The 17499-nt window shown below is 64.8% G+C and carries 14 protein-coding genes, 1 tRNA gene and 1 riboswitch; of the genes, 8 read left to right on the top strand and 7 right to left on the bottom strand.

The features are described 5' to 3' along the window. Positions 1 to 28: 28 nt before the first annotated feature. Positions 29 to 295 (bottom strand): hypothetical protein, encoded by a 267-nt coding sequence (locus ACEWQ0_RS12795; RefSeq protein ID WP_476481411.1) that lies wholly within the window; start codon positions 293 to 295, stop codon positions 29 to 31. Positions 296 to 310: 15 nt separating this feature from the next. Between ACEWQ0_RS12795 and ACEWQ0_RS12790 the strand changes: the two genes are divergently transcribed. Beyond that, on the top strand, positions 311 to 655 hold the full coding sequence (locus ACEWQ0_RS12790; protein ID WP_476481412.1) for a Rieske (2Fe-2S) protein: 345 nt from the start codon (positions 311 to 313) through the stop codon (positions 653 to 655). 71 nt (positions 656 to 726) lie between these two features. On the opposite strand, the gene ACEWQ0_RS12785 is transcribed toward ACEWQ0_RS12790, so the two are convergent. The 4 genes from ACEWQ0_RS12785 to ACEWQ0_RS12770 all read right to left on the bottom strand — a co-directional run bounded on the left by ACEWQ0_RS12785 (position 727) and on the right by ACEWQ0_RS12770 (position 7237). Next, on the bottom strand, positions 727 to 2565 hold the full coding sequence (locus ACEWQ0_RS12785; protein WP_476485519.1) for an SLC13 family permease: 1839 nt from the start codon (positions 2563 to 2565) through the stop codon (positions 727 to 729). 100 nt (positions 2566 to 2665) lie between these two features. Next, the gene (locus tag ACEWQ0_RS12780; protein ID WP_476485518.1) at positions 2666 to 5050 is read right to left on the bottom strand and encodes a serine/threonine protein kinase; all 2385 of its coding nucleotides are present in this window, start codon (positions 5048 to 5050) and stop codon (positions 2666 to 2668) included. A 98-nt stretch (positions 5051 to 5148) separates the two neighbouring features. Beyond that, positions 5149 to 6957 carry a diguanylate cyclase gene (locus ACEWQ0_RS12775; RefSeq protein ID WP_476485517.1) on the bottom strand — a complete coding sequence of 603 codons (1809 nt, stop codon included), beginning with the start codon at positions 6955 to 6957 and terminating at the stop codon, positions 5149 to 5151. A gap of 203 nt (positions 6958 to 7160) precedes the next feature. Next, positions 7161 to 7237 (bottom strand) — tRNA-Arg (locus ACEWQ0_RS12770). A 119-nt stretch (positions 7238 to 7356) separates the two neighbouring features. On the opposite strand from ACEWQ0_RS12770, the gene ACEWQ0_RS12765 reads away from it, so the two are divergent. Together ACEWQ0_RS12765 and ACEWQ0_RS12760 are read left to right on the top strand one after the other, a co-directional pair. Next, on the top strand, positions 7357 to 7770 hold the full coding sequence (locus tag ACEWQ0_RS12765) for a hypothetical protein (protein ID WP_476485516.1): 414 nt from the start codon (positions 7357 to 7359) through the stop codon (positions 7768 to 7770). Positions 7771 to 7839: 69 nt separating this feature from the next. Further along, positions 7840 to 8349 carry a c-type cytochrome gene (locus tag ACEWQ0_RS12760; protein ID WP_476481417.1) on the top strand — a complete coding sequence of 170 codons (510 nt, stop codon included), beginning with the start codon at positions 7840 to 7842 and terminating at the stop codon, positions 8347 to 8349. Here ACEWQ0_RS12760 and ACEWQ0_RS12755 read toward each other — a convergent pair. After that, a complete protein-coding gene (locus ACEWQ0_RS12755) occupies positions 8325 to 8933 on the bottom strand; it encodes an acyl carrier protein phosphodiesterase (RefSeq protein WP_476481418.1) in 609 nt (202 codons plus the stop codon). The genes ACEWQ0_RS12760 and ACEWQ0_RS12755 overlap by 25 nt on opposite strands. Positions 8934 to 9072: 139 nt before the next feature. Between ACEWQ0_RS12755 and ACEWQ0_RS12750 the strand changes: the two genes are divergently transcribed. Beyond that, positions 9073 to 9732 (top strand): alpha/beta hydrolase, encoded by a 660-nt coding sequence (locus ACEWQ0_RS12750; RefSeq protein WP_476481419.1) that lies wholly within the window; start codon positions 9073 to 9075, stop codon positions 9730 to 9732. Between the two features lie 53 nt (positions 9733 to 9785). After that, a complete protein-coding gene (zapE, locus tag ACEWQ0_RS12745; RefSeq protein WP_476481420.1) occupies positions 9786 to 10874 on the top strand; it encodes a cell division protein ZapE in 1089 nt (362 codons plus the stop codon). A 221-nt stretch (positions 10875 to 11095) separates the two neighbouring features. On the opposite strand, the gene ACEWQ0_RS12740 is transcribed toward zapE, so the two are convergent. Further along, positions 11096 to 11647: a TetR/AcrR family transcriptional regulator gene (locus tag ACEWQ0_RS12740; RefSeq protein ID WP_476481421.1), complete on the bottom strand. Its 552-nt coding sequence runs from the start codon at positions 11645 to 11647 to the stop codon at positions 11096 to 11098. A 162-nt stretch (positions 11648 to 11809) separates the two neighbouring features. Here ACEWQ0_RS12740 and ACEWQ0_RS12735 point away from each other — a divergent pair, with 162 nt between their 5' ends. The 3 genes from ACEWQ0_RS12735 to ACEWQ0_RS12725 all read left to right on the top strand — a co-directional run bounded on the left by ACEWQ0_RS12735 (position 11810) and on the right by ACEWQ0_RS12725 (position 17361). Next, positions 11810 to 12688: an alpha/beta fold hydrolase gene (locus ACEWQ0_RS12735; RefSeq protein WP_476481422.1), complete on the top strand. Its 879-nt coding sequence runs from the start codon at positions 11810 to 11812 to the stop codon at positions 12686 to 12688. A 1-nt stretch (position 12689) separates the two neighbouring features. Next, positions 12690 to 15173, top strand: coding sequence for an acyl-CoA dehydrogenase (locus tag ACEWQ0_RS12730; RefSeq protein WP_476481423.1), 2484 nt, complete (start codon positions 12690 to 12692; stop codon positions 15171 to 15173). 70 nt (positions 15174 to 15243) lie between these two features. Further along, positions 15244 to 15468: riboswitch (cobalamin riboswitch) on the top strand. A gap of 114 nt (positions 15469 to 15582) precedes the next feature. Next, positions 15583 to 17361, top strand: a complete 1779-nt coding sequence (locus ACEWQ0_RS12725) for a TonB-dependent receptor domain-containing protein (RefSeq protein ID WP_476485515.1) — start codon at positions 15583 to 15585, stop codon at positions 17359 to 17361. Positions 17362 to 17499 lie beyond the last annotated feature (138 nt).

The following is a 17499-nucleotide window of genomic DNA, read 5'->3' as shown; positions in this document are numbered from 1 at the left end:
GCGGGCCGGCGAACCACGCCGGCCCGGCTCACCTGCGGTTGCCGCGCTCGCGGTGAACCACGCGATACTCGACGTCGATCAGGCTGTCATCGCGCTTTTTCCTGCCCGACCGACCCAGCCAGCGGCGCACGGTCAGAACAACAAAGCCGATCACCGCCATGCCGACGGCCACGGCCAGAAAAACCAGCCCGAGCAGGAAGCTCAGAGCGAGAACGCCGATTCCCAGAAGAACCAGCCCGAAGCGCGCCAGCGGACTGGCCGGCGGCTGATAGAATCGCTGTCTTGGATCTTGCATACAGTGTCTGACCCCGTGAATGAATCTGTGTTCCTGTGCCCTGCCGACGACCTGGCCGAAGGGCAATACCGCGAATTCCAGCTCGAGCTGGCCGGCGAGCCAACCTGGCTGATCGTCACCCGGCGCGAGGGCGCCGCGCGTGCCTGGCTCAACATCTGCCCGCATCAGGGCCGGCCGCTGAACTTCGCCCCCGACCGTTTTTTGACCGACGAGAACAATCAGCTCGTCTGCGCCCATCACGGCGCGGTTTTCGAGCCGGCTACTGGTGAGTGCATTGCCGGGCCGTGCAAGAACGCTGCCCTGCGCACGGTCGACATCGACGAAACCGGCGGCAAGATCTTCGTCACCGCGGCACCTTGATTAACCCCGCATAAAGGCAGGTTGCCTTCAGCCGCGCTTCGCGGCGGCCGTCATCATGCAAGCCGGCGCGCTCAGAACAGCAGGTTGAGCCCGGCCAGCATCACCGCCAGGTACACGAGACTCATCCAGCCGCCGACGCGCACAAAATCCTTCACCTTGTAACCCCCCGGTCCGATGAGCAGGGCGCTGACCGGATGCGTGGGCAGAATGAAGGCGTTGGAGGTCGCCAGCGCGATCAGCATGGCATACAGCGCCGGGCTGGCGCCGGTGGCCAGCGCGATATTGATGGCAATCGGCACCAGAAGCACCGTGGCGCCCACGTTGGACATGAACAGGGTAAACACGGTGGCCATGAGCGCCAGTACCAGCTGCACCACCAGTTGCGGCATGTCCCCGAGCAATTCAAGCACCTGCTGGGCCAGCCACGCTGCGGTGCCGGTCACTTCCATGGCGATACCCAGCGGAATCAACCCGGCCATGAGGAACACCGTTTTCCAGCTCACCGCCCGATAAGCCTCGTCCATGCTCAGCACGCCTGTCAGCACCATGCCGATGGCCCCGGCCATCAGCGCAACCGACAGCTGAAAGCCGGTAAACAGGATCAAGAACAGGCTCAGGGCAAAAAAGCCGACCGCATGCACCACCTTCTGCGGGCGCTGCTCTTCCTTGGGAATATCGGTGGCGACGATGAAGTCCTTGACCCGCGCCAGCTTGGCCAGGTCGCGCCAGGTCGAGTGGCTGACCAGACAGTCGCCTACCTGCAGCACCTCTTCGCGCAGATCCTCGGTAATGATCTCGTTGCGGCGGTTGATGGCCAGCACGGAAATACCGAAGCGCGAGCGCAGCTGCGCCTCACCGATGGTCTGGCCGATCAGGCGGGCGCCCGGCGGCACCACCACTTCCGAAATGCCGGCGCGGGTGGGATTGAACAGGTTGCCGAAAGTGCGCAGGCGTGGCTGCAGCCGCAGGTTGTTGGCCAGGGCGAATTCGCCCACCTGTTCACGCGTGCCCATCACACCGAGCACGGTTCCGACCCAGATCATTTCATCGGACGGCGGCGCCAGCCGCGGGCTGTCGGTATTCTGGATGGCCAGCATCAGCGGGGCACCGTCCAGGGTTTCGGCCTCGGCCATGCGCATGCCCACCAGCGGCGAATCCACGGTCACGAGCATTTCGTAGATGTCGCCCTCGAGGCCGTAGACTTCCTTGAAATAGCTCTTGGTGCGCGCCGGCGAGGCCGGCTTCTTCTCCCTGGGCCTGGGCAGCAGCGCGGCCCCGAAGACCAGAAAGTAAAGCAGTGTCGCCACCATCAGTGCCAGCCCGATCAGGGTGACGTCAAACAGCCCGAAAGGCTTGACCGCCTCCGCGCCCGGCGGCAGCGATCGATTCGACGTCTCGATCAGATCGTTTAGCAGAATCAACGGCGAAGAACCCACCATGGTCAGCGTGCCGCCGACAATCGTGGCAAAGCCCATCGGCATCAGCAGGCGCGACAGCGGCAGATCCAGGCGCGCAGAAATCCGGCTGACCACCGGCATGAACAGCACGGTGACCCCGACATTCTGCAAAAAACCCGAGGTTGCGCCCACCGTTGCCGAAAGCAGCGTTCGGATGCGCGACTCGCTCGGCCCGCCAAGCTTGACGATAAACGACGAGACCAGGTTCATGACTCCGGTTCGATCCAGGCCTGCGCCCAGAATCATGACCGCAATGATCGCAATCACCGCGTTGGAGGCAAAGCCGGAAAACAGCTGCTCGCCCGGCACCAGCCCCAGCAGGCCCACCAGTACCATCACGCAGATTGCCGCCACATCCAGCCGGACAAGCTCGGTGACAAACAGGAAAACGGTCAGCCCCAGCAGCACCAGTACCAGCACCATGTCGCCGCTGAGAGTCAGGCCGTTGTTCATTACGTGCGTTCTTCTCCGTGGAATGCAGTTGGGTGTTGCTCCGTGGCGTTTACCTTACCCGAAGGCCACCCGAATTGCGCGCATTGTCATCGCATTCAGCTCACCGGCCGCGCGTTTGTCCGCGCAAGCGCGCCAGTTCCTGCCTGAGCGCGGCAGCACGCTTGGCCCGACCCATGGCCGCATGCACCTCGGCCAGGGACTCCATGGCCTGCAAGCGCCGGAAAAAGTCCTCGCCCATCATCTCGCCGAGTCGATCAACGGCAATCTGCAGGTGCTCGCCGGCAGCGACCATGTCGCCGGCAGCCAGCTCGCTCTGGCCCAGGCCCAGATAGACCAGGCCGTGAAACAGATGCGACTCCGGAAAAACGCCGCCGCCGTCGAGCGCAAGCCGATGCATGGCCAGCGCCTGTTCAACGCGGCCAAGCTCGCGATAGACATTGCCCAGGTTGTAGGTAAAGGCAACCGACTGCGGATGATTCATCCCGTAGCGCTCGATCGCAAGCTCGCGGGCGCGCTCATAAAAAGGCAGTGATGCCTCGACCCGTTCAGCCCCGCCCTGCTGGCGGATCGCACCGGCCAGATTGCCGTAGACAACGATCATCTGCGGATGGTCCTTGCCGTACAGGCGCTGCCCCTCCTCAAGGCTCTCGCGCAACACTTGTTCGGCCTCGGCATAGCGCTCTTGCCTGAGCAGCAGCACGCCGCGGCTGTTGAGCAGACCGCTGAGCCGGCCCCGGGCGGCGGGGTCATCGCGTGCGCGAACGGCCGCCAGCGCCGCCTCCAGCCAGCGGTTGGCCTCGTCGAGTTCGTGCATCTCGGACCACGCCTGGCTCATTTGCGACAAGGCGGCGACATGAATGGCTTGCAGCTCCGGTGCCGGTTCAGAGCCGATTTGCGCCAGCACTTCGCGGTAGATTTCGATCGCCTCGCGGTAGCGCCCCTGGTCGTAGCGCAGGCTGCCCTGAATGGTTTTCAGGTTCAGCCAGTCTGCCGTGCTGTCCTGTTGGTGCGCAACGGCCAGGGCGTCGTCCAGCCGGGCCTCGGCCAGATCGAGCCGGGCCTCGCTGAGGTCGACCACGCTCAGCTCGGCGGCGGCATCCAGATAGATCGTCGGCGCCTGCCGGCGATCGATCAGCTCGAGCACGCGCTCGACGTGCGCGCGGGCGCGCTTGTTCTGACCGAGGCTGGCGTAGACCTTGCCGATGGTCAGCTCGATTTCCGCACGAATCCGGGGCTGGCCGGCCAGCTCGCTGCGCACGCGCTCGGCCGCATCGGCGAGCACGCGATCAAGTACCGGCGTCGGCTGACCGGCAGCAGTCTGCGGCTCGATCGAAGAAAGCATGCGCGTCGTGAAAGCTGCAATCTGCTCGGCCCGATCAGCCTGGGCACGCGCTTCGAGCAAGCCCCAGATCGCCACCACCAGCCCGGCCACCAGCGCCAGCGACACCAGCGAGGCCGCCGAGACCGCCAGGGCGTTGCGGGCCATGAACTTGCGCCAGCGATAGGCGCGCGTGGCCGGTACGGCCTCCACCACCTCATTGGCCAGATAGCGCCGCAGATCTCTGGCCAGTGCCGCCGCCGATTCGTAGCGATCATCACGGTCAGGCGCCAGCGCGCGGGCCAGAATCCAGCGCAGCTCGCGCGGCAGGTGGCCGGCCTCGGACAGAGCCGGCCCGGCAGGGTCGCGGGCCGAATTTCCGCTGACAGTCGAAGCAACCAGCCCCTTGCGGATGGCCGCGAGCGCTGAGGCGTGGTCGGCCGACGGCGGGCGCTGTCGGGTCAGAAGTTCGAACAGAAGAACGCCAAGCGAATAGACATCGGTACGTGTGTCAACTTGCGCGGCGGGCCCTGCGAGCATCTCAGGGCTCATGTAGCCGCGCGTACCGGCGCGATCAGTGGTATCCGAGCGCGAACGACCAGCCCGCTCGACGATGCCCGTGGCAACGCCAAAGTCGATGATCCGGGGCATGGAGGCATCGTCAACGCGAACAACCAGCACGTTGCCCGGCTTGATATCGCGGTGGATCACGCCCTGCTGGTGAGCATGCTGAACACCGCCACAGACCCGCACGAACAATTCCAGCCGCTGCTTCGTCGACAGCCCGTGGCGCTCGGCATGCTCGATGATGGGTTCACCGCGAACCCACTCCATCGCGAACCAGGGCCGTCCATCATCAGCAGTGCCGGCATCAAAAACCTGGGCAATGGCCGGATGATGCATACGCGCAAGCATCTGCCGCTCGACCTCGAACATCGCACCCCGCGTGCCGCCGGCACGACGCGCACACAACAGCTTCAGCGCCACATTGCGCTGTACCGGCTCGAGCTGCTCGGCCAGATACACTGTCCCCATGCCACCACGGCCGAGCTCCCGGAGCAGTCGATACGGCCCGATACGTTCCGGCATACCGTCGCCGGGTACGGCCGCACTTGCCTGACCCTCGACGACGGTTCGATCATCTTCCGGCGGTATTTGCCCGCTCATTGCGGAGCCCCTTGCTTGGACAACAGTACAGAGCTAGCACGCACTCTCACCTCAAACCCCAAAAGGCCAGAGATCCTGGCCTCACGGTCCCGACCGGCTCAAGCGATGACTTCTCCTGCCGACACCACCTGGTTCTTGCCGCGCGCCTTGCCAGCGTACATCGCATCATCAGCCCGTTTGATCAGTTCGGCAAGGCTTGCTCCAGGCTCTATTTCGGTAACGCCGAAAGTCAGGGTCATCAACAGTGGCCCCCCGTTGACCTGCGGCGGAGAATCGCCCAGCGCCCGGCGGAGTTTCTCGGACACGTGAAGCGCACCCTCTTCGCGCGTTCCAGTCAGCAGAAGCAAAAACTCTTCCCCACCCCAACGAGCTGCCAGATCGACGCTACGCAGGTGTCGCTGGACCACCCCAGCCACGTGCACAAGCACCTGGTCGCCCGCCTGGTGTCCCAGCGTGTCATTTATGCGCTTGAAGCTGTCAATATCCGCCAGGATCAATGACGCCGGTTCGTTGTGTTCATTGCGTCGGTGGATGGCACGGTTGATGTGCTCGGTCATGTCGCGGCGGTTGCCAAGGCCGGTCAGCGGATCCGTTCGGGCGGCCCTGTCAAGCGCATGCGATACTCGACGGCCGAGACGATAGCGGTTGTACACCAAGCCCAGTATCAGCAGTAATAGCACGACCAAAATGATCGAGGCAGTACTGATCAGCTGCTGCCGCCGGGCGCGCTGCTCGGAGACTTCAGTGCGCGCTCGCTGCAGCGCCAGCTCACGTTCGAGCTGCTCGGCGCGAAAAGCCTGCTGCAGCTGCTCCACGCGGGCAGCGAGATCCTCCTTCGCCTGGGCATCGCTGAGCAGAATGAGACGCTCCTGGGTACGAAAAGCCGACTCGAAGTCACCCTGATGCTGGTAGACGTCGATCCGCTGCCAGAGAATTGATTGAAGTGCGCTCAGACTGCCCCCGGGGATGATTGACTCAGCCTCGTCAAGCATCTCCAGCGCCCTCTCCGGGCGATCGAGCATGGTCATGGCCCGGGCGCCGGTCAGCAGGGACTTGACCACGCCATTGGTATCGCCCACTTCTCGCCGCAGTCTCAGCGATCGGCGGTGATGATCCAGAGCCTCCCGGACACGATCAAGATGAATCAGGGCCCGCGCGATATTGTCTTCGGCATAGGCAATGCCACGGCGGTTGCCGAGTCGCTCGAACAACCCGAGCGCGCGACGGTTGTATTCCAGATTGGCCTGATGCTCTTTCCGTGCGCGCTCGTGTTCACCGGCCCGGGAGTGATCCTCGGCAATACGCGCCGCCAGGGCACCGAGGTTGACCAGTGTGCCGGCCACGCCTTCCTTCCGGCCGATCTTCTCGAAGCCCGTCAACGCCTGCCGATGATACTCGCGTGCCTCTTCCCAGTTGCTCATGGAATTGTGCAGGTTGCCGATGTTGCCCGCTGCCCGGGCGGCGCCCAGGGCGTCGCCGGCAGCCTGGCTCTGTTCCAGCGCAACAAGGTAATGTTCCAGCGCGCGATCGAAGACACCGGCTTCCCAGTAGATGACGCCGGCCGTGCGGCGCACCGTAGCAACCTGGACAGGATCATCGATCCGGTCACTCAGGACGAGCGCGGTCTCCACGGCCTTGATTGCCGCATCAATTCGTCCCAGGATATGCAGATTGGACGCGACTGCGGAGTGAACCAGCGCACGCCCTCCAGGACATTGCAGCCCGACCTGATCCATCTGGCGCAGCAGCTCACGCCCCTGCTCCACACCGGCGGCAGCGTCATGATCGCGCATGGTGCGGATCGACTCGGCCTGCTCCAGAACCCCGGCGCAATCCAGGGCGCGGGCCGGAACGGCCTGCATCAAGCCGAACACCGGCAGGGCCACAAACAGGAATCTGAAAATCATGTCGCGAGTATAGCGACTTGATATCGGGATAAGAATGCCCAAGAGTGCGCTGCTCAGTGCCGCGCGGCAGGATGGCTGTCGCTGCGCTCCAGCGATTGTGCGCTGCGCGCACAATGCGAACCTGACTTGTCATGTGCCGCAGGTTCGAATGCGCCGTGGGCAGGACGGTGGCTGTTTGAGCGGAAACGGCTTCGATTGAAAACTGGCGCGCCCGGCAGGATTCGAACCTGCGGCCTTCGGCTTCGGAAACCGACACTCTATCCACCTGAGCTACGGGCGCGTGCAGCGCTTTATTGTAACCGAAAACCGCGATTTTTCTCACTCCGGGTCGCGTTACGGCCGCGCGCCGCGGCGTCGGGTACACTGGCGGCACGTCAGCATCCGGAAAACAGCTTGTTCATGCGCACTCCAGTCGCGGTCACCTCGGGCCTGGTCGTTGCGGTCATTCTGATCGAATCGATATCAGCGGGTCTGACCGTGCTGCTGCCGGCATCGACGCTGTATGTGCAGGCCGGCGACGGCTTTGTCCCCCCGGTGGTGTGGCCGCTGCTGCCGATACCGGCGCTGATCTGGCTTGTCGGCAGCCTGGCTGGCGGGACCATGGCGGCAGCAGCCGCACCGCAGGCAGCCTGGGGGCTGGCCGTGGGCGTCCTGCTGGCGCTGCCGGCCATACTGCTGGTGGGGCTGATCAGCCCGGGCAACTCCATGGCCCTGCTGGCCGGCGTGTTGCCCGTGGCCGGCGCAGCGGCCGGAACCGCCCTCAGCGTACGGCTGAGGCAGGCGCCTGCAAGCACCGCCAAACAGACGGTATAATCGCGTTTTTCCCGGGGTCCGTCATGCGGGCCGTATTGTATTTTCAGTCAATCGTGAGGTCCGTCCGGCGTGTCCGAGCAACATGATCGTCAATTCATCCAAACGTTCAGCGTGGTGGTGGCCGCGCTGACCGCTTTCATGGTGGTCATCATCATTCTGGCACTGGTGATTCACTACTACGCCTACGAGCCCGACCAGAGCACCGCGCGTCAGGCCGCGGTGGATGAGCGCCTGCAACCCGTAGCCGGCGTGTATGCCGGTGAAACCGGGCGCGCGGCCGCTCAGGCCGCGGCCGAAGAAGCCGCCGCCAGTGCCGAGGCCGAAGTCGCTTTCGACGGCTCGACCGACGGCCAGATGATCTACTCCCGGGTCTGCTCGACCTGCCACGACACCGGCGCGGCCGGAGCACCCAAGCTCGAAGCCGGCGACTGGAGCGACCGCCTGGACAAGGGTCGCGAGACGCTGCTGACGCACGCCATCGAGGGCTTCAACGCCATGCCGGCGCGCGGCGGCCGTTCGGATCTCAGTGATGAGCAGGTCACCGCCTCGGTTGACTACATGCTCGACCAGGTGCAGTAGAGCTGCTTGCGGTCTTCGCGGGCGCGGGCCTGAAGATCGGGAAACAACGTCAGAAACGCGGCTTCGATGGCGCGGTCGTGCGCATCGAGCAACCGGACCCCGGCGGCCAGCGGCCAGCGCCGCCCGTGGCGGTAAGCCAGTAGCGAGAACGTTTTTTCCAGCATGGCGCGCTCGCCGTAACGCTGCCACAGGCGCTGAGCGCGTGCCCAATGACTGAAACGCACCAGCCGCGGCGGCAGCTGCGCCTGATGACGAGCCAGCAGCTCGTCGATCTCGGCGGCCAGTTGTTTCAACCCGGTGGGCCCGAAGCGCGACCAGTGCCGGCTCAGCATGTAATCGAACAGCACATCGAAGATCACGCCGCCATAGCGACGCCACGGCGGCTCGAGACGCTCGAGCAGGCCGATGACTGCGGGATGGGCATCGCTGAAGGAATCGATCCGCCGGTGCAGCTCGACCCCTGCTGCCCAGCTGGGAGGCAGATCTTCCAGGGCCTGGCGTCCCTTGACGTGATCGCCCAGAAACGCTCCCAGGCGCAGGCCTTCATCAGAGCCGGCGAGCACCACATGGGCGAGATGATTCATGCCAGACGCGGAATGGACGGGTGAGTTATGATGATGCCCCCGCGGCGGGCACTCAGGCAAGTTTCAGCGGCACGTCCCGATCACTGAAATGGCGCTGTGGGGCCCGCAAACAGCGCTGGCAACTGTCAAGGACACCTCAATGGATACCAATCCGGGCGAGTTTCCGACCGAATCCGCCGAATTCTTCATCACCGGCCCGGCCGGCAGGATCGAGTGCCTGGCCGATGTGCCCGAAGCCGGCGAGGAACGCCCGGCCACAGCCATTCTCTGCCACCCGCACCCACAGCACGGCGGCACCCTGCGCAACAAGGTGGTGACCATCATGGAGCGCAGCCTGCGCGAGCTGGGGCTGCGTACCGTGCGCTTCAACTTTCGTGGCGTCGGCGACAGCGAAGGCGAGTTCGACGACGGCGAGGGCGAAGTCGACGACCTGTTGGCGGTGCTGGACTGGCTGCGCACGACCCGGCCCGACGACGACCTCTGGTTGGGCGGCTTTTCGTTCGGCTCCTACATTGCGCTGAAAGTCGCCCAGGATCAGCCGGTTCGCCAGCTGATTTCAATTGCACCGCCGGTCGAGCGCTACGGCTTTGCCGAGTTGCAGGCCCCCGACTGCCCGTGGCTGGTGGTGCAGGGCGACGAAGACGAGGTTGTCTCGCCCGAGGCGGTCTATGACTGGGCCGAAAAACTCGGACAGGACGCCAACCTGGTGGTCATGGAAGGCACCGGGCACTTCTTCCACCGCCGCCTGATGGACCTGCGCGGCCTGATCAAGAACCATGTCCGGCCCAACCTGCCCTGAGCGAGACGGCAGCGCAGCAATCAGCGTCACCCCCGGGGCACACTGAACAGCCAATGATTCAAGACGGTCCACTGGCCCGCTATCGGGCGCTCGTCGATGGCGGCGAGCTCAAGTCCGACGCCGCGCAGCAAGCCATTGCCCAGGCGCTGGAGCAGCGTCATGCGGCGTTGCTCGCGCGACCGGCACGCTGGATCGACCGGCGCCGCCGGCGCCATCGGCCGGTGCGCGGGCTTTATCTGCACGGCCGGGTCGGCCGCGGCAAGACGCTGCTGATGGACCTTTTCGCCGACAGCCTGAAAGCCACTGACGTCCCGGTCTGGCGCATCCACTTTCACCGCTTCATGGATCATGTCCACGCTGCGCTGCGCAAGCGAGATCGCCAGCGCGATCCCTTGCCGGCCATTGCCGGCGAGATCGCCACACGCTGTCGGGTGTTGTGCTTCGACGAATTCCATGTCAGCGACATCGCCGACGCCATGCTGCTGGGCGGCCTGCTCGAGACCCTGTTCGAACGCGGCCTGTGCCTGGTGGCAACCAGCAACACCGCCCCGCGCGAGCTGTATGCCGAGGGCCTGCAGCGCCGGCGCTTCATTCCCGCCATTGAAGCCATCGAGCGACACTGCGAGGTCGTTCACCTGCAGGCGGCCACCGATTACCGGCTGCGCGAACTGGTGCGCCAACAGATCTATTACCACCCCATCGACGATGAGGCCAGAGCCGCCATGCGCGAGCGCTTTGCCGCCCTGGCCCGCGGCGAGCGCGTCCAGACCCGCCCGCTCACGGTGCGCGGCCGGTCCATTCAACCGCTGCGCCGCGCCGGGCCGGTGGTCTGGTTCGACTTTCAGACCCTGTGCGAGGGCGCGCGCTCCAGCGGTGACTACATCGACCTGGCGCGGCGCTTCGACACCGTGTTCGTCAGTGAGGTGCCGGTCATGGTCGAGCGCGACAACGACGCCGCGCGGCGTTTCATTCACCTGGTCGACGAATGCTACGACCGCTCGGTCAAGCTGATCGTCTCCGCTGCAGCGCCGCCACAACAGCTCTACACCGGCGAGCAGCTCGCCGCCCCCTTCGAGCGCACCACCTCACGCCTGATCGAGATGCAGAGCCACGACTATCTGGAACGGGAACACCGACCGTGATGGTTGGCTGGTTGGCTGGTTGGCTGGTTGGCTGGTTGGCTGGTTGGCTGGTTGGCTGGTTAGCTGGTTAGCTGGTTAGCTGGTTAGCTGGTTAGCTGGTTAGCTGGTTAGCTGGTTAGCTGGTTAGCTGGTTCAGCAAGCATATCCGCCAATACCATCCTCGCGCGGCGAAGCCGCCCCGCAACGACATCAGACGTCGAACCAGCCAACCAGCAAACCCATCAGTCTTCGATCAAGGCCTCAATGACATGCTGCACATAACTATCGAACTCGGGCTCATCCTTGTCGGGCACCAGACCCTGGGCCTGGAGCTGCAGATAACCGACGTAAGAGGAATACATCAGATGGGCGCGGTGGCGGGCCGGGCATTCACCCAGACCCAGCTCTTCCAGGGCGGCGGCCAGATACTTGATGCGGCGCTCCGTTACCCGCCGCAGCACCGGCCCGATGGCGGGATGATCGGGGCTGGCGCAGAGGGCGGCATACACCCGGTGGGTGAGCGTCTGCCGACTGGTGCGCCAGACAAAATCGGCCAACCGTTCGGCCGGCGCACTGGCGGTACTCAACGACAGCTTCAGGTGCTGGCGATCCTGCCGCTCCCAGCGCTCGACCGCCCGCACCAACAGCTCGTCGCGGCCCGGAAAGTGCCAGTAGAAGCTTCCCTTGGTAATGCCCAGACGGCGCGCCAGGGGCTCGACCCGCAGTGCGGCCATCCCTTTTTCGGCAATCAGCGCCAATGCCGCCTGCTCCCAGTCAGCCGGCGTCAGGGGCAATTTGTCGCCCGTACTGCGATCTGTACTTGATTTGACCATGATGATCCGCGATGGTACCCCTTCCAGCGTTCGGAAGTGACCGCAAGCTCTTGTGTGCCGGCCAGACCGAACCAATATGACATTGCATTGACTAATGAACAGGGTAAACCCATACTCTGCCGTATGGAAGCTGTGCGTAAACTCAACGACGACATTCGCCGCCGCCAGATATGGACCGATGACGGCATCCGGCTGAGCCTGCGCTATTATGGCGACGACCGTGCGCCCTGTGTGCTCATGGCGCACGGCTTCGGCCAGACACAATACGCTTGGGAAAGTACCGGACGCCAGCTGGCCGCTGCCGGCTGGCAGGCGGTCAGCTATGACGCGCGCGGTCACGGTGAGAGCGATCGCGCACCCAGTGGCGAGTACGATTTCGAGCAGTTCATCGAAGACTTCCGCCGGGTGTGCGCATCCCTGCCCAACCGGCCAGCGGTCATCGGCGCCTCGATGGGCGGCCTCACGGCACTGCTTGCCCACTCGGAAAAACCCAAGGTGGATCTGGCCGCGCTGGTGCTGGTCGACATCGCGCCGCGCTGGGATGACAGCGGCGTGGAGGCCATGCTGGCGTTCATGCGCCAGAATCCCCGGGGTTTCGAAACCCTTGATGACGCCATCGAGGCCGTCGGTGGCTTCCTGCCGCACCGCAAGCGCAACGGTTCCAGCGACGGGCTGACGCGCAACCTGCGTCAGGGGCGCGACGGACGCTGGTACTGGCACTGGGATCCGGCCATGCTGGCGCTGGCCGAGAAGAGCAGCAACCTCCAGTCACGGCTCAAGTCGGCTTCGCGCAGACTCAAGATTCCCACTCTGCTGGTGGCCGGCGGCCAAAGCGAAATCATTGGCCAGGAACACATCGAAGAGTTTCTCAAGCTGGCACCGCACGCCGAGCAGGCCACCGTGGAAGAAGCCTCACACACGCTGGCCGGAGATCGCAACGACCATTTCATGGGCGCCGTCACGCCGTTCCTCAAGCGGCAGGCCACCCAGGGAGCAAGCTGATATGACCCTGTTTCTTTTCCTGCTAGCCCTGCTCGTTGCGGGGCTGGCCTGCGCCTATTTTCGTGCTTCGATCAACACCTGGGCCATCGTCACCGGCCTGGTGGGCCTGGGCTTCACCATTGCCGGCGAGCCCGGCTGGATCTCGCTGATCATCTTCTGGGTGCTGTTCATTCCCGTGGCCGCCGTGCTCGTCAACCGCGGCTGGCGGCGCGAGCTGCTCACCCGAGCAGCGATGGACGCCTTTGGCACCATGACCCCGCAGATTTCAGAAACCGAGCAGGCCGCCCTGGACGCCGGCACGGTCGGGTTCGAAGGCGAATTGTTCGCCGGCAATCCGCGCTGGAGCCGCTTTGTCAAGAAGCCGCTGCATGAGCTGAGCACCGAAGAACAGGCTTTCGTCGATGGGCCGGTGCAGGAGCTGTGCGACATGCTCGACGAATGGGAAAACACCCACTACCGCGCCGGCGTATCCGAACAGGCCTGGGACCATATGCGCAAGCACGGCTTCTTCGGCATGATCATTCCGAAGGAGTTCGGCGGCCTGGGCTTCTCGGCCACCGCCCACCGCGCCGTGCTCGAGAAAGTGGCCGGTGTGTCGCCGATGGTCGGCTCGATCGTGGCCGTACCCAACTCCCTGGGCCCGGCCGAACTGCTGCTGCACTACGGCAGCGACGAGCAGAAAAACCACTACCTCCCGCGCCTGGCCTCGGGCGAAGAAATTCCCTGTTTCGGCCTGACCAGCACGGTCGCCGGTTCAGATGCCACCTCGATTGCCGACTACGGGGTGGTCTGCAAGGGTAACTACAAGGGTGAGGAAGTCCTCGGCATCAAGCTCAACTTCGAAAAGCGCTACATCACGCTCGCCCCAGTAGCAACCGTGGTCGGCCTGGCCTTCCGTTTGTACGATCCCGACGGCCTGATTGGCGATCGCGAGGACATCGGCATTTCCGTGGCGCTCCTGCCGGCTGACACCGAGGGCGTTGACATCGGCCGGCGCCACATGCCGCTCAACGTGCCCTTCCCCAACGGCCCGATCCGCGGCAAGGACGTGTTCATACCGCTCGACCACCTGCTGGGCGGCGTCGAGCACGCCGGCAACGGCTGGCGCATGGTCATCGAGTCGCTGTCGGTCGGTCGCGCCATCTCGCTGCCGTCATCAACCTCCGGCGGCTCCAAGGCCGCGGCGCTGGTCACTGGCGCCTACGCGCGCATCCGCAAGCAGTTCAACCTGCCCATCGGCCGCTTTGAAGGTATCGAGGAGGCGCTGGCCCGCATTGCCGGCCACACCTATGCGATCAGCGCGCTGTCGCGCCAGACCGCCTCGGCCATCGACGATGGCGAGCGCCCGTCCGTACCCGGCGCCATTGCCAAATACCACGCCACCGAATACGGGCGCGACATTGTCAAGGATGCCATGGACATCCACGGCGGCAAGGGCATCATTCTGGGCCCGAAGAATTATCTGGGCCGCGCCTGGCAGGGCGCGCCGATCTGGATCACGGTCGAAGGCGCGAACATCCTCACGCGCTCGCTGATGATCTTCGGCCAGGGCGCCATCCGCTGCCATCCCTACGTGCTCAAGGAGCTCAAGGCGCTCGAGATCGAAGACGAAGACGAGCGCCTGATCGAATTCGACAAACTGCTGTTCAGCCATGTTGGCCATTCGATCTCGAACGCCGTGCGCGCGTTCGTGCTGGGCCTGAGCTTTGCCCGCTTTGCGGTCGTCCCCGGCGACCGGCGCACCCGCAAGTACTACCGCAAGCTCAGCCGCTACAGCGCCGCCTTTGCCTTCCTGGCGGATATCGCCATGCTCACTTACGGCGGCAAGCTGAAAATGAAGGAGAAAATCTCCGGACGGCTGGGCGACGCCCTGAGCCATCTCTACATCTGCTCGTCCATGCTGCGTCGCTTCGAACACGACGGCCGCCCGGCCGCCGATCAGCCGATCCTGGCCTGGGCCTTTCACGACGCCATCTTCAAGATTCAACAGGCCATGTACGGCGTGGTCGACAACTACCCCATGGCTTGGGCGCGCCCGTTTCTGCGCCTGATCATCTTCCCCTTCGGCCGTGTCGAGCGTCCGCCCAACGACCGCCTGGGGCACAAGGTCGCCGCGCTGCTGCTGTCACCATCCGAGACGCGCGACCGCCTGGCCCGCGGCATCTACAAGACCAATCGTGAAGGCCACTGGCTGGGCGTGCTCGAAGCACTGCTGCCGGATGTGATCGCAGCCGAACCGGTCGAGCGCAAGTTCTCCAAGGCGCTGCGGGCAGGCGAAATCGAGGGCTACACCTTCGAGCAGCAGCTCGAACAGGCTCGCGACAAGAAGCTGCTTGCCGACAAGGAGATCGAAGTGCTCACCGACCTGCGCAAGCGCGTCCTCGAAGTGATCAGCGTCGACGACTTCGATCTGGCCGAACTGCAGGCCGGCCTGACCGACAAGTGCGAGGCCATCCGCGACCAGCACGAAACCGACGCCAGCTGAGGCCTGCCAGTCCGCGTCACCGCTTACCGGCCCCACACCGGTGCCGGCACTGCGTTATAATCCTGATCGCCGGTCGGCGCTGCCGCCGGCTTTCTTTTTGCCAAATCGCAGTGAGTTTTCGGGAAGCCGGTGCAAGTCCGGAACTGCCCCCGCAACTGTAACCGGCATTGACGCGCAGGCGTTGATGTTGCTGGATAAATCCACTCCGCCGAAAGGAATGGGGGAAGGATCCAGCCTGGGCCCGCCACAGCCGGCCACCGGAAGTCAGGAGACCGGGCTCGCTGCATCAGTCTGAACTTCCGGGTTGCGGCGGGCGACCGGTGTCGACGACAGTCATTTTCCTTCGCTGTCGGTGGCGCTGCCCTGCCACCCACCCGGCTTGATGCGCGGGTGAGCGCAAGGAGCACACATGCAACGCACCACCTTGAGCGTGCTGGCGAGCGCCGGCATGCTGATCTCGAGCGGCCTTTCTGCCGCCGACTCAACCTTTGATGGCGATACCGTCCAGGTCACGGCGACGCGAACGCAGCAGTCGATCGACGCCTCTCTGGCGGCTGTTTCCGTGATCACTCGTGACGACATCGAGCGCATACAGGCGCCGGATCTGCTGGAGCTGCTGCGGCTTCAGGCCGGCATCGACGTCGCCCGCAGCGGCGGCCCCGGGGGGCAAACCAGCCTGTTCATGCGCGGGAGCAACTCCAACCACGTGCTCGTGCTCGTCGACGGCGTGCGCGTGAGCGCAGCGGGTTCAGGCGGCTTCACCTGGGAGATTCTCGATCCGTCCATCATCGAGCGCATCGAAATCGTGCGCGGGCCGCGCGCGGCGCGCTGGGGCTCGGACGCCATCGGGGGCGTCATTCAGATCTTCACCCGCCTGCCCGATGGCGGCGGCGCACGCGCCGCCTACGGTCGCTATGATGATCGACAGCTGGCCGCGCAGGTCGGCAACGGATTCATCGGCTTCAACGCTTCGGCTCGTCGCACCAACGGTTTCTCGGCCCAGAATCCCTCCGGCCCCTCCTATGACCCCGACAATGACGGTTTCGAAAACCTGAGCTTCAGCGCCCGCGGCGACCACCCGCTCGGTGACGGCCAGCTCAACTGGTCAGCGCGTGCCGCCAGCGGTGACGTCGAGTTTGATCAGGGCGAAACCGATTTCCTCAACTACGCCCTGAGCGGCAGCTACCGACGGGCCACCCGCGGCCCGTGGACGTGGGAAGGCTCGGCCGCCTTCTATCACGACAACATGGAAACCGATAACGGCTTCAGCATCGCAGACGCCGTCACCCGCCGTGTGCAGGCCGGCTTTCAGGCCGAACGCGGCGTCGGCAGCGGCACCTGGCTGCTCGGCGTCGATGCCTGGCAGGTCGATGGCGACACCGACGACTCATTCGACGAAAGCCGCGACAACGTCGGCATCTGGACCGGCCTGGACGGCGGCGACCGACAGCTTTCATGGGAGGCCGCCCTGCGCGCCGACCACGACAGCCAGTTCGGCTCGGCGCTGACCGGCAACCTGGCCGGCGGCTGGCGCTTCACCGAAAGCCTGCGGCTTTCGGCCAGCCTGGGCCGGGCCTTCCGCGCGCCGACCTTCAGCCAGCTGTACTCGCCCGGATTTGCCGGCCAGTACGCGGGCAACCCCGACCTTGACCCTGAAACCTCGCTCAGCGGCGAAGTCGGCCTGGACTGGTCCGGCCCGGGTGGCCACGGCCTGAGCCTGAGCCTGTACCAGAGTGAAATCGACGACCTGATTGCCTTCACCGGCGTCGACTTCGAGGCCGTCAACGTCGAAAAGGCACGCATCCGCGGCGCCGAGCTGGGCTACCGTTGGACCACCCGCCAGTGGCGGGCAGAATCCAACCTGACCTGGCAAGATGCCGTCAACCGCTCTCAGCACACCGACCTGCTCCGGCGCGCCGACTTCAAGGGTTCGCTGACCCTCGATCGCACCTTCACCAACGGCGGCTGGATCGGCGGCGAAGTCGTCCACGTCGGCAAGCGCCCGGACTTCGGCGTCGAACTGCCCAGCCACACCCTCGTCCACCTGCGCGCCGGCTGGCCGCTGGGCGCGGGCCTGAGCCTGGAAGGCAGAATCGAGAACCTGACCGACAAGAAGTACGAACCGATCGCCGGCTACAACGCCGCCCGCCGCGCCGCCTTCGTGGCCGTTCGCTGGCAGACGCCTTAGCATATTCGCTACCGGCGACGACAGAACCCGCCGAGCTCAGCTCGGCGGGTTGCAAGGCGCCACGCACCTCGATTAAAGACCCCATCAAAAGAACCCGACTCATCGTACAACCCCAGGCGAGCTACGATCCTGGTGAAC

The sequence above is a fragment of the Wenzhouxiangella sp. YN9 genome (assembly GCF_056324165.1).
Note: the sequence above shows the minus strand (reverse complement) of the source record. Positions and strands in the feature narration are given on the sequence as shown.

Bases quoted from the DNA above. Each gene is read 5' to 3' on its own strand.
- ACEWQ0_RS12775 (WP_476485517.1), bottom strand. From the start codon at position 6,957: ATGATTTTCAGATTCCTGTTTGTGGCCCTGCCGGTGTTCGGCTTGATG.
- ACEWQ0_RS12750 (WP_476481419.1), top strand. From the start codon at position 9,073: ATGGATACCAATCCGGGCGAGTTTCCGACCGAATCCGCCGAATTCTTC.
- ACEWQ0_RS12765 (WP_476485516.1), top strand. From the start codon at position 7,357: ATGCGCACTCCAGTCGCGGTCACCTCGGGCCTGGTCGTTGCGGTCATT.
- ACEWQ0_RS12755 (WP_476481418.1), bottom strand. From the start codon at position 8,933: ATGAATCATCTCGCCCATGTGGTGCTCGCCGGCTCTGATGAAGGCCTG.
- ACEWQ0_RS12735 (WP_476481422.1), top strand. From the start codon at position 11,810: ATGGAAGCTGTGCGTAAACTCAACGACGACATTCGCCGCCGCCAGATA.
- ACEWQ0_RS12730 (WP_476481423.1), top strand. From the start codon at position 12,690: ATGACCCTGTTTCTTTTCCTGCTAGCCCTGCTCGTTGCGGGGCTGGCC.
- ACEWQ0_RS12780 (WP_476485518.1), bottom strand. From the start codon at position 5,050: ATGAGCGGGCAAATACCGCCGGAAGATGATCGAACCGTCGTCGAGGGT.
- zapE (WP_476481420.1), top strand. From the start codon at position 9,786: ATGATTCAAGACGGTCCACTGGCCCGCTATCGGGCGCTCGTCGATGGC.
- ACEWQ0_RS12795 (WP_476481411.1), bottom strand. From the start codon at position 295: ATGCAAGATCCAAGACAGCGATTCTATCAGCCGCCGGCCAGTCCGCTG.
- ACEWQ0_RS12725 (WP_476485515.1), top strand. From the start codon at position 15,583: ATGCAACGCACCACCTTGAGCGTGCTGGCGAGCGCCGGCATGCTGATC.
- ACEWQ0_RS12785 (WP_476485519.1), bottom strand. From the start codon at position 2,565: ATGAACAACGGCCTGACTCTCAGCGGCGACATGGTGCTGGTACTGGTG.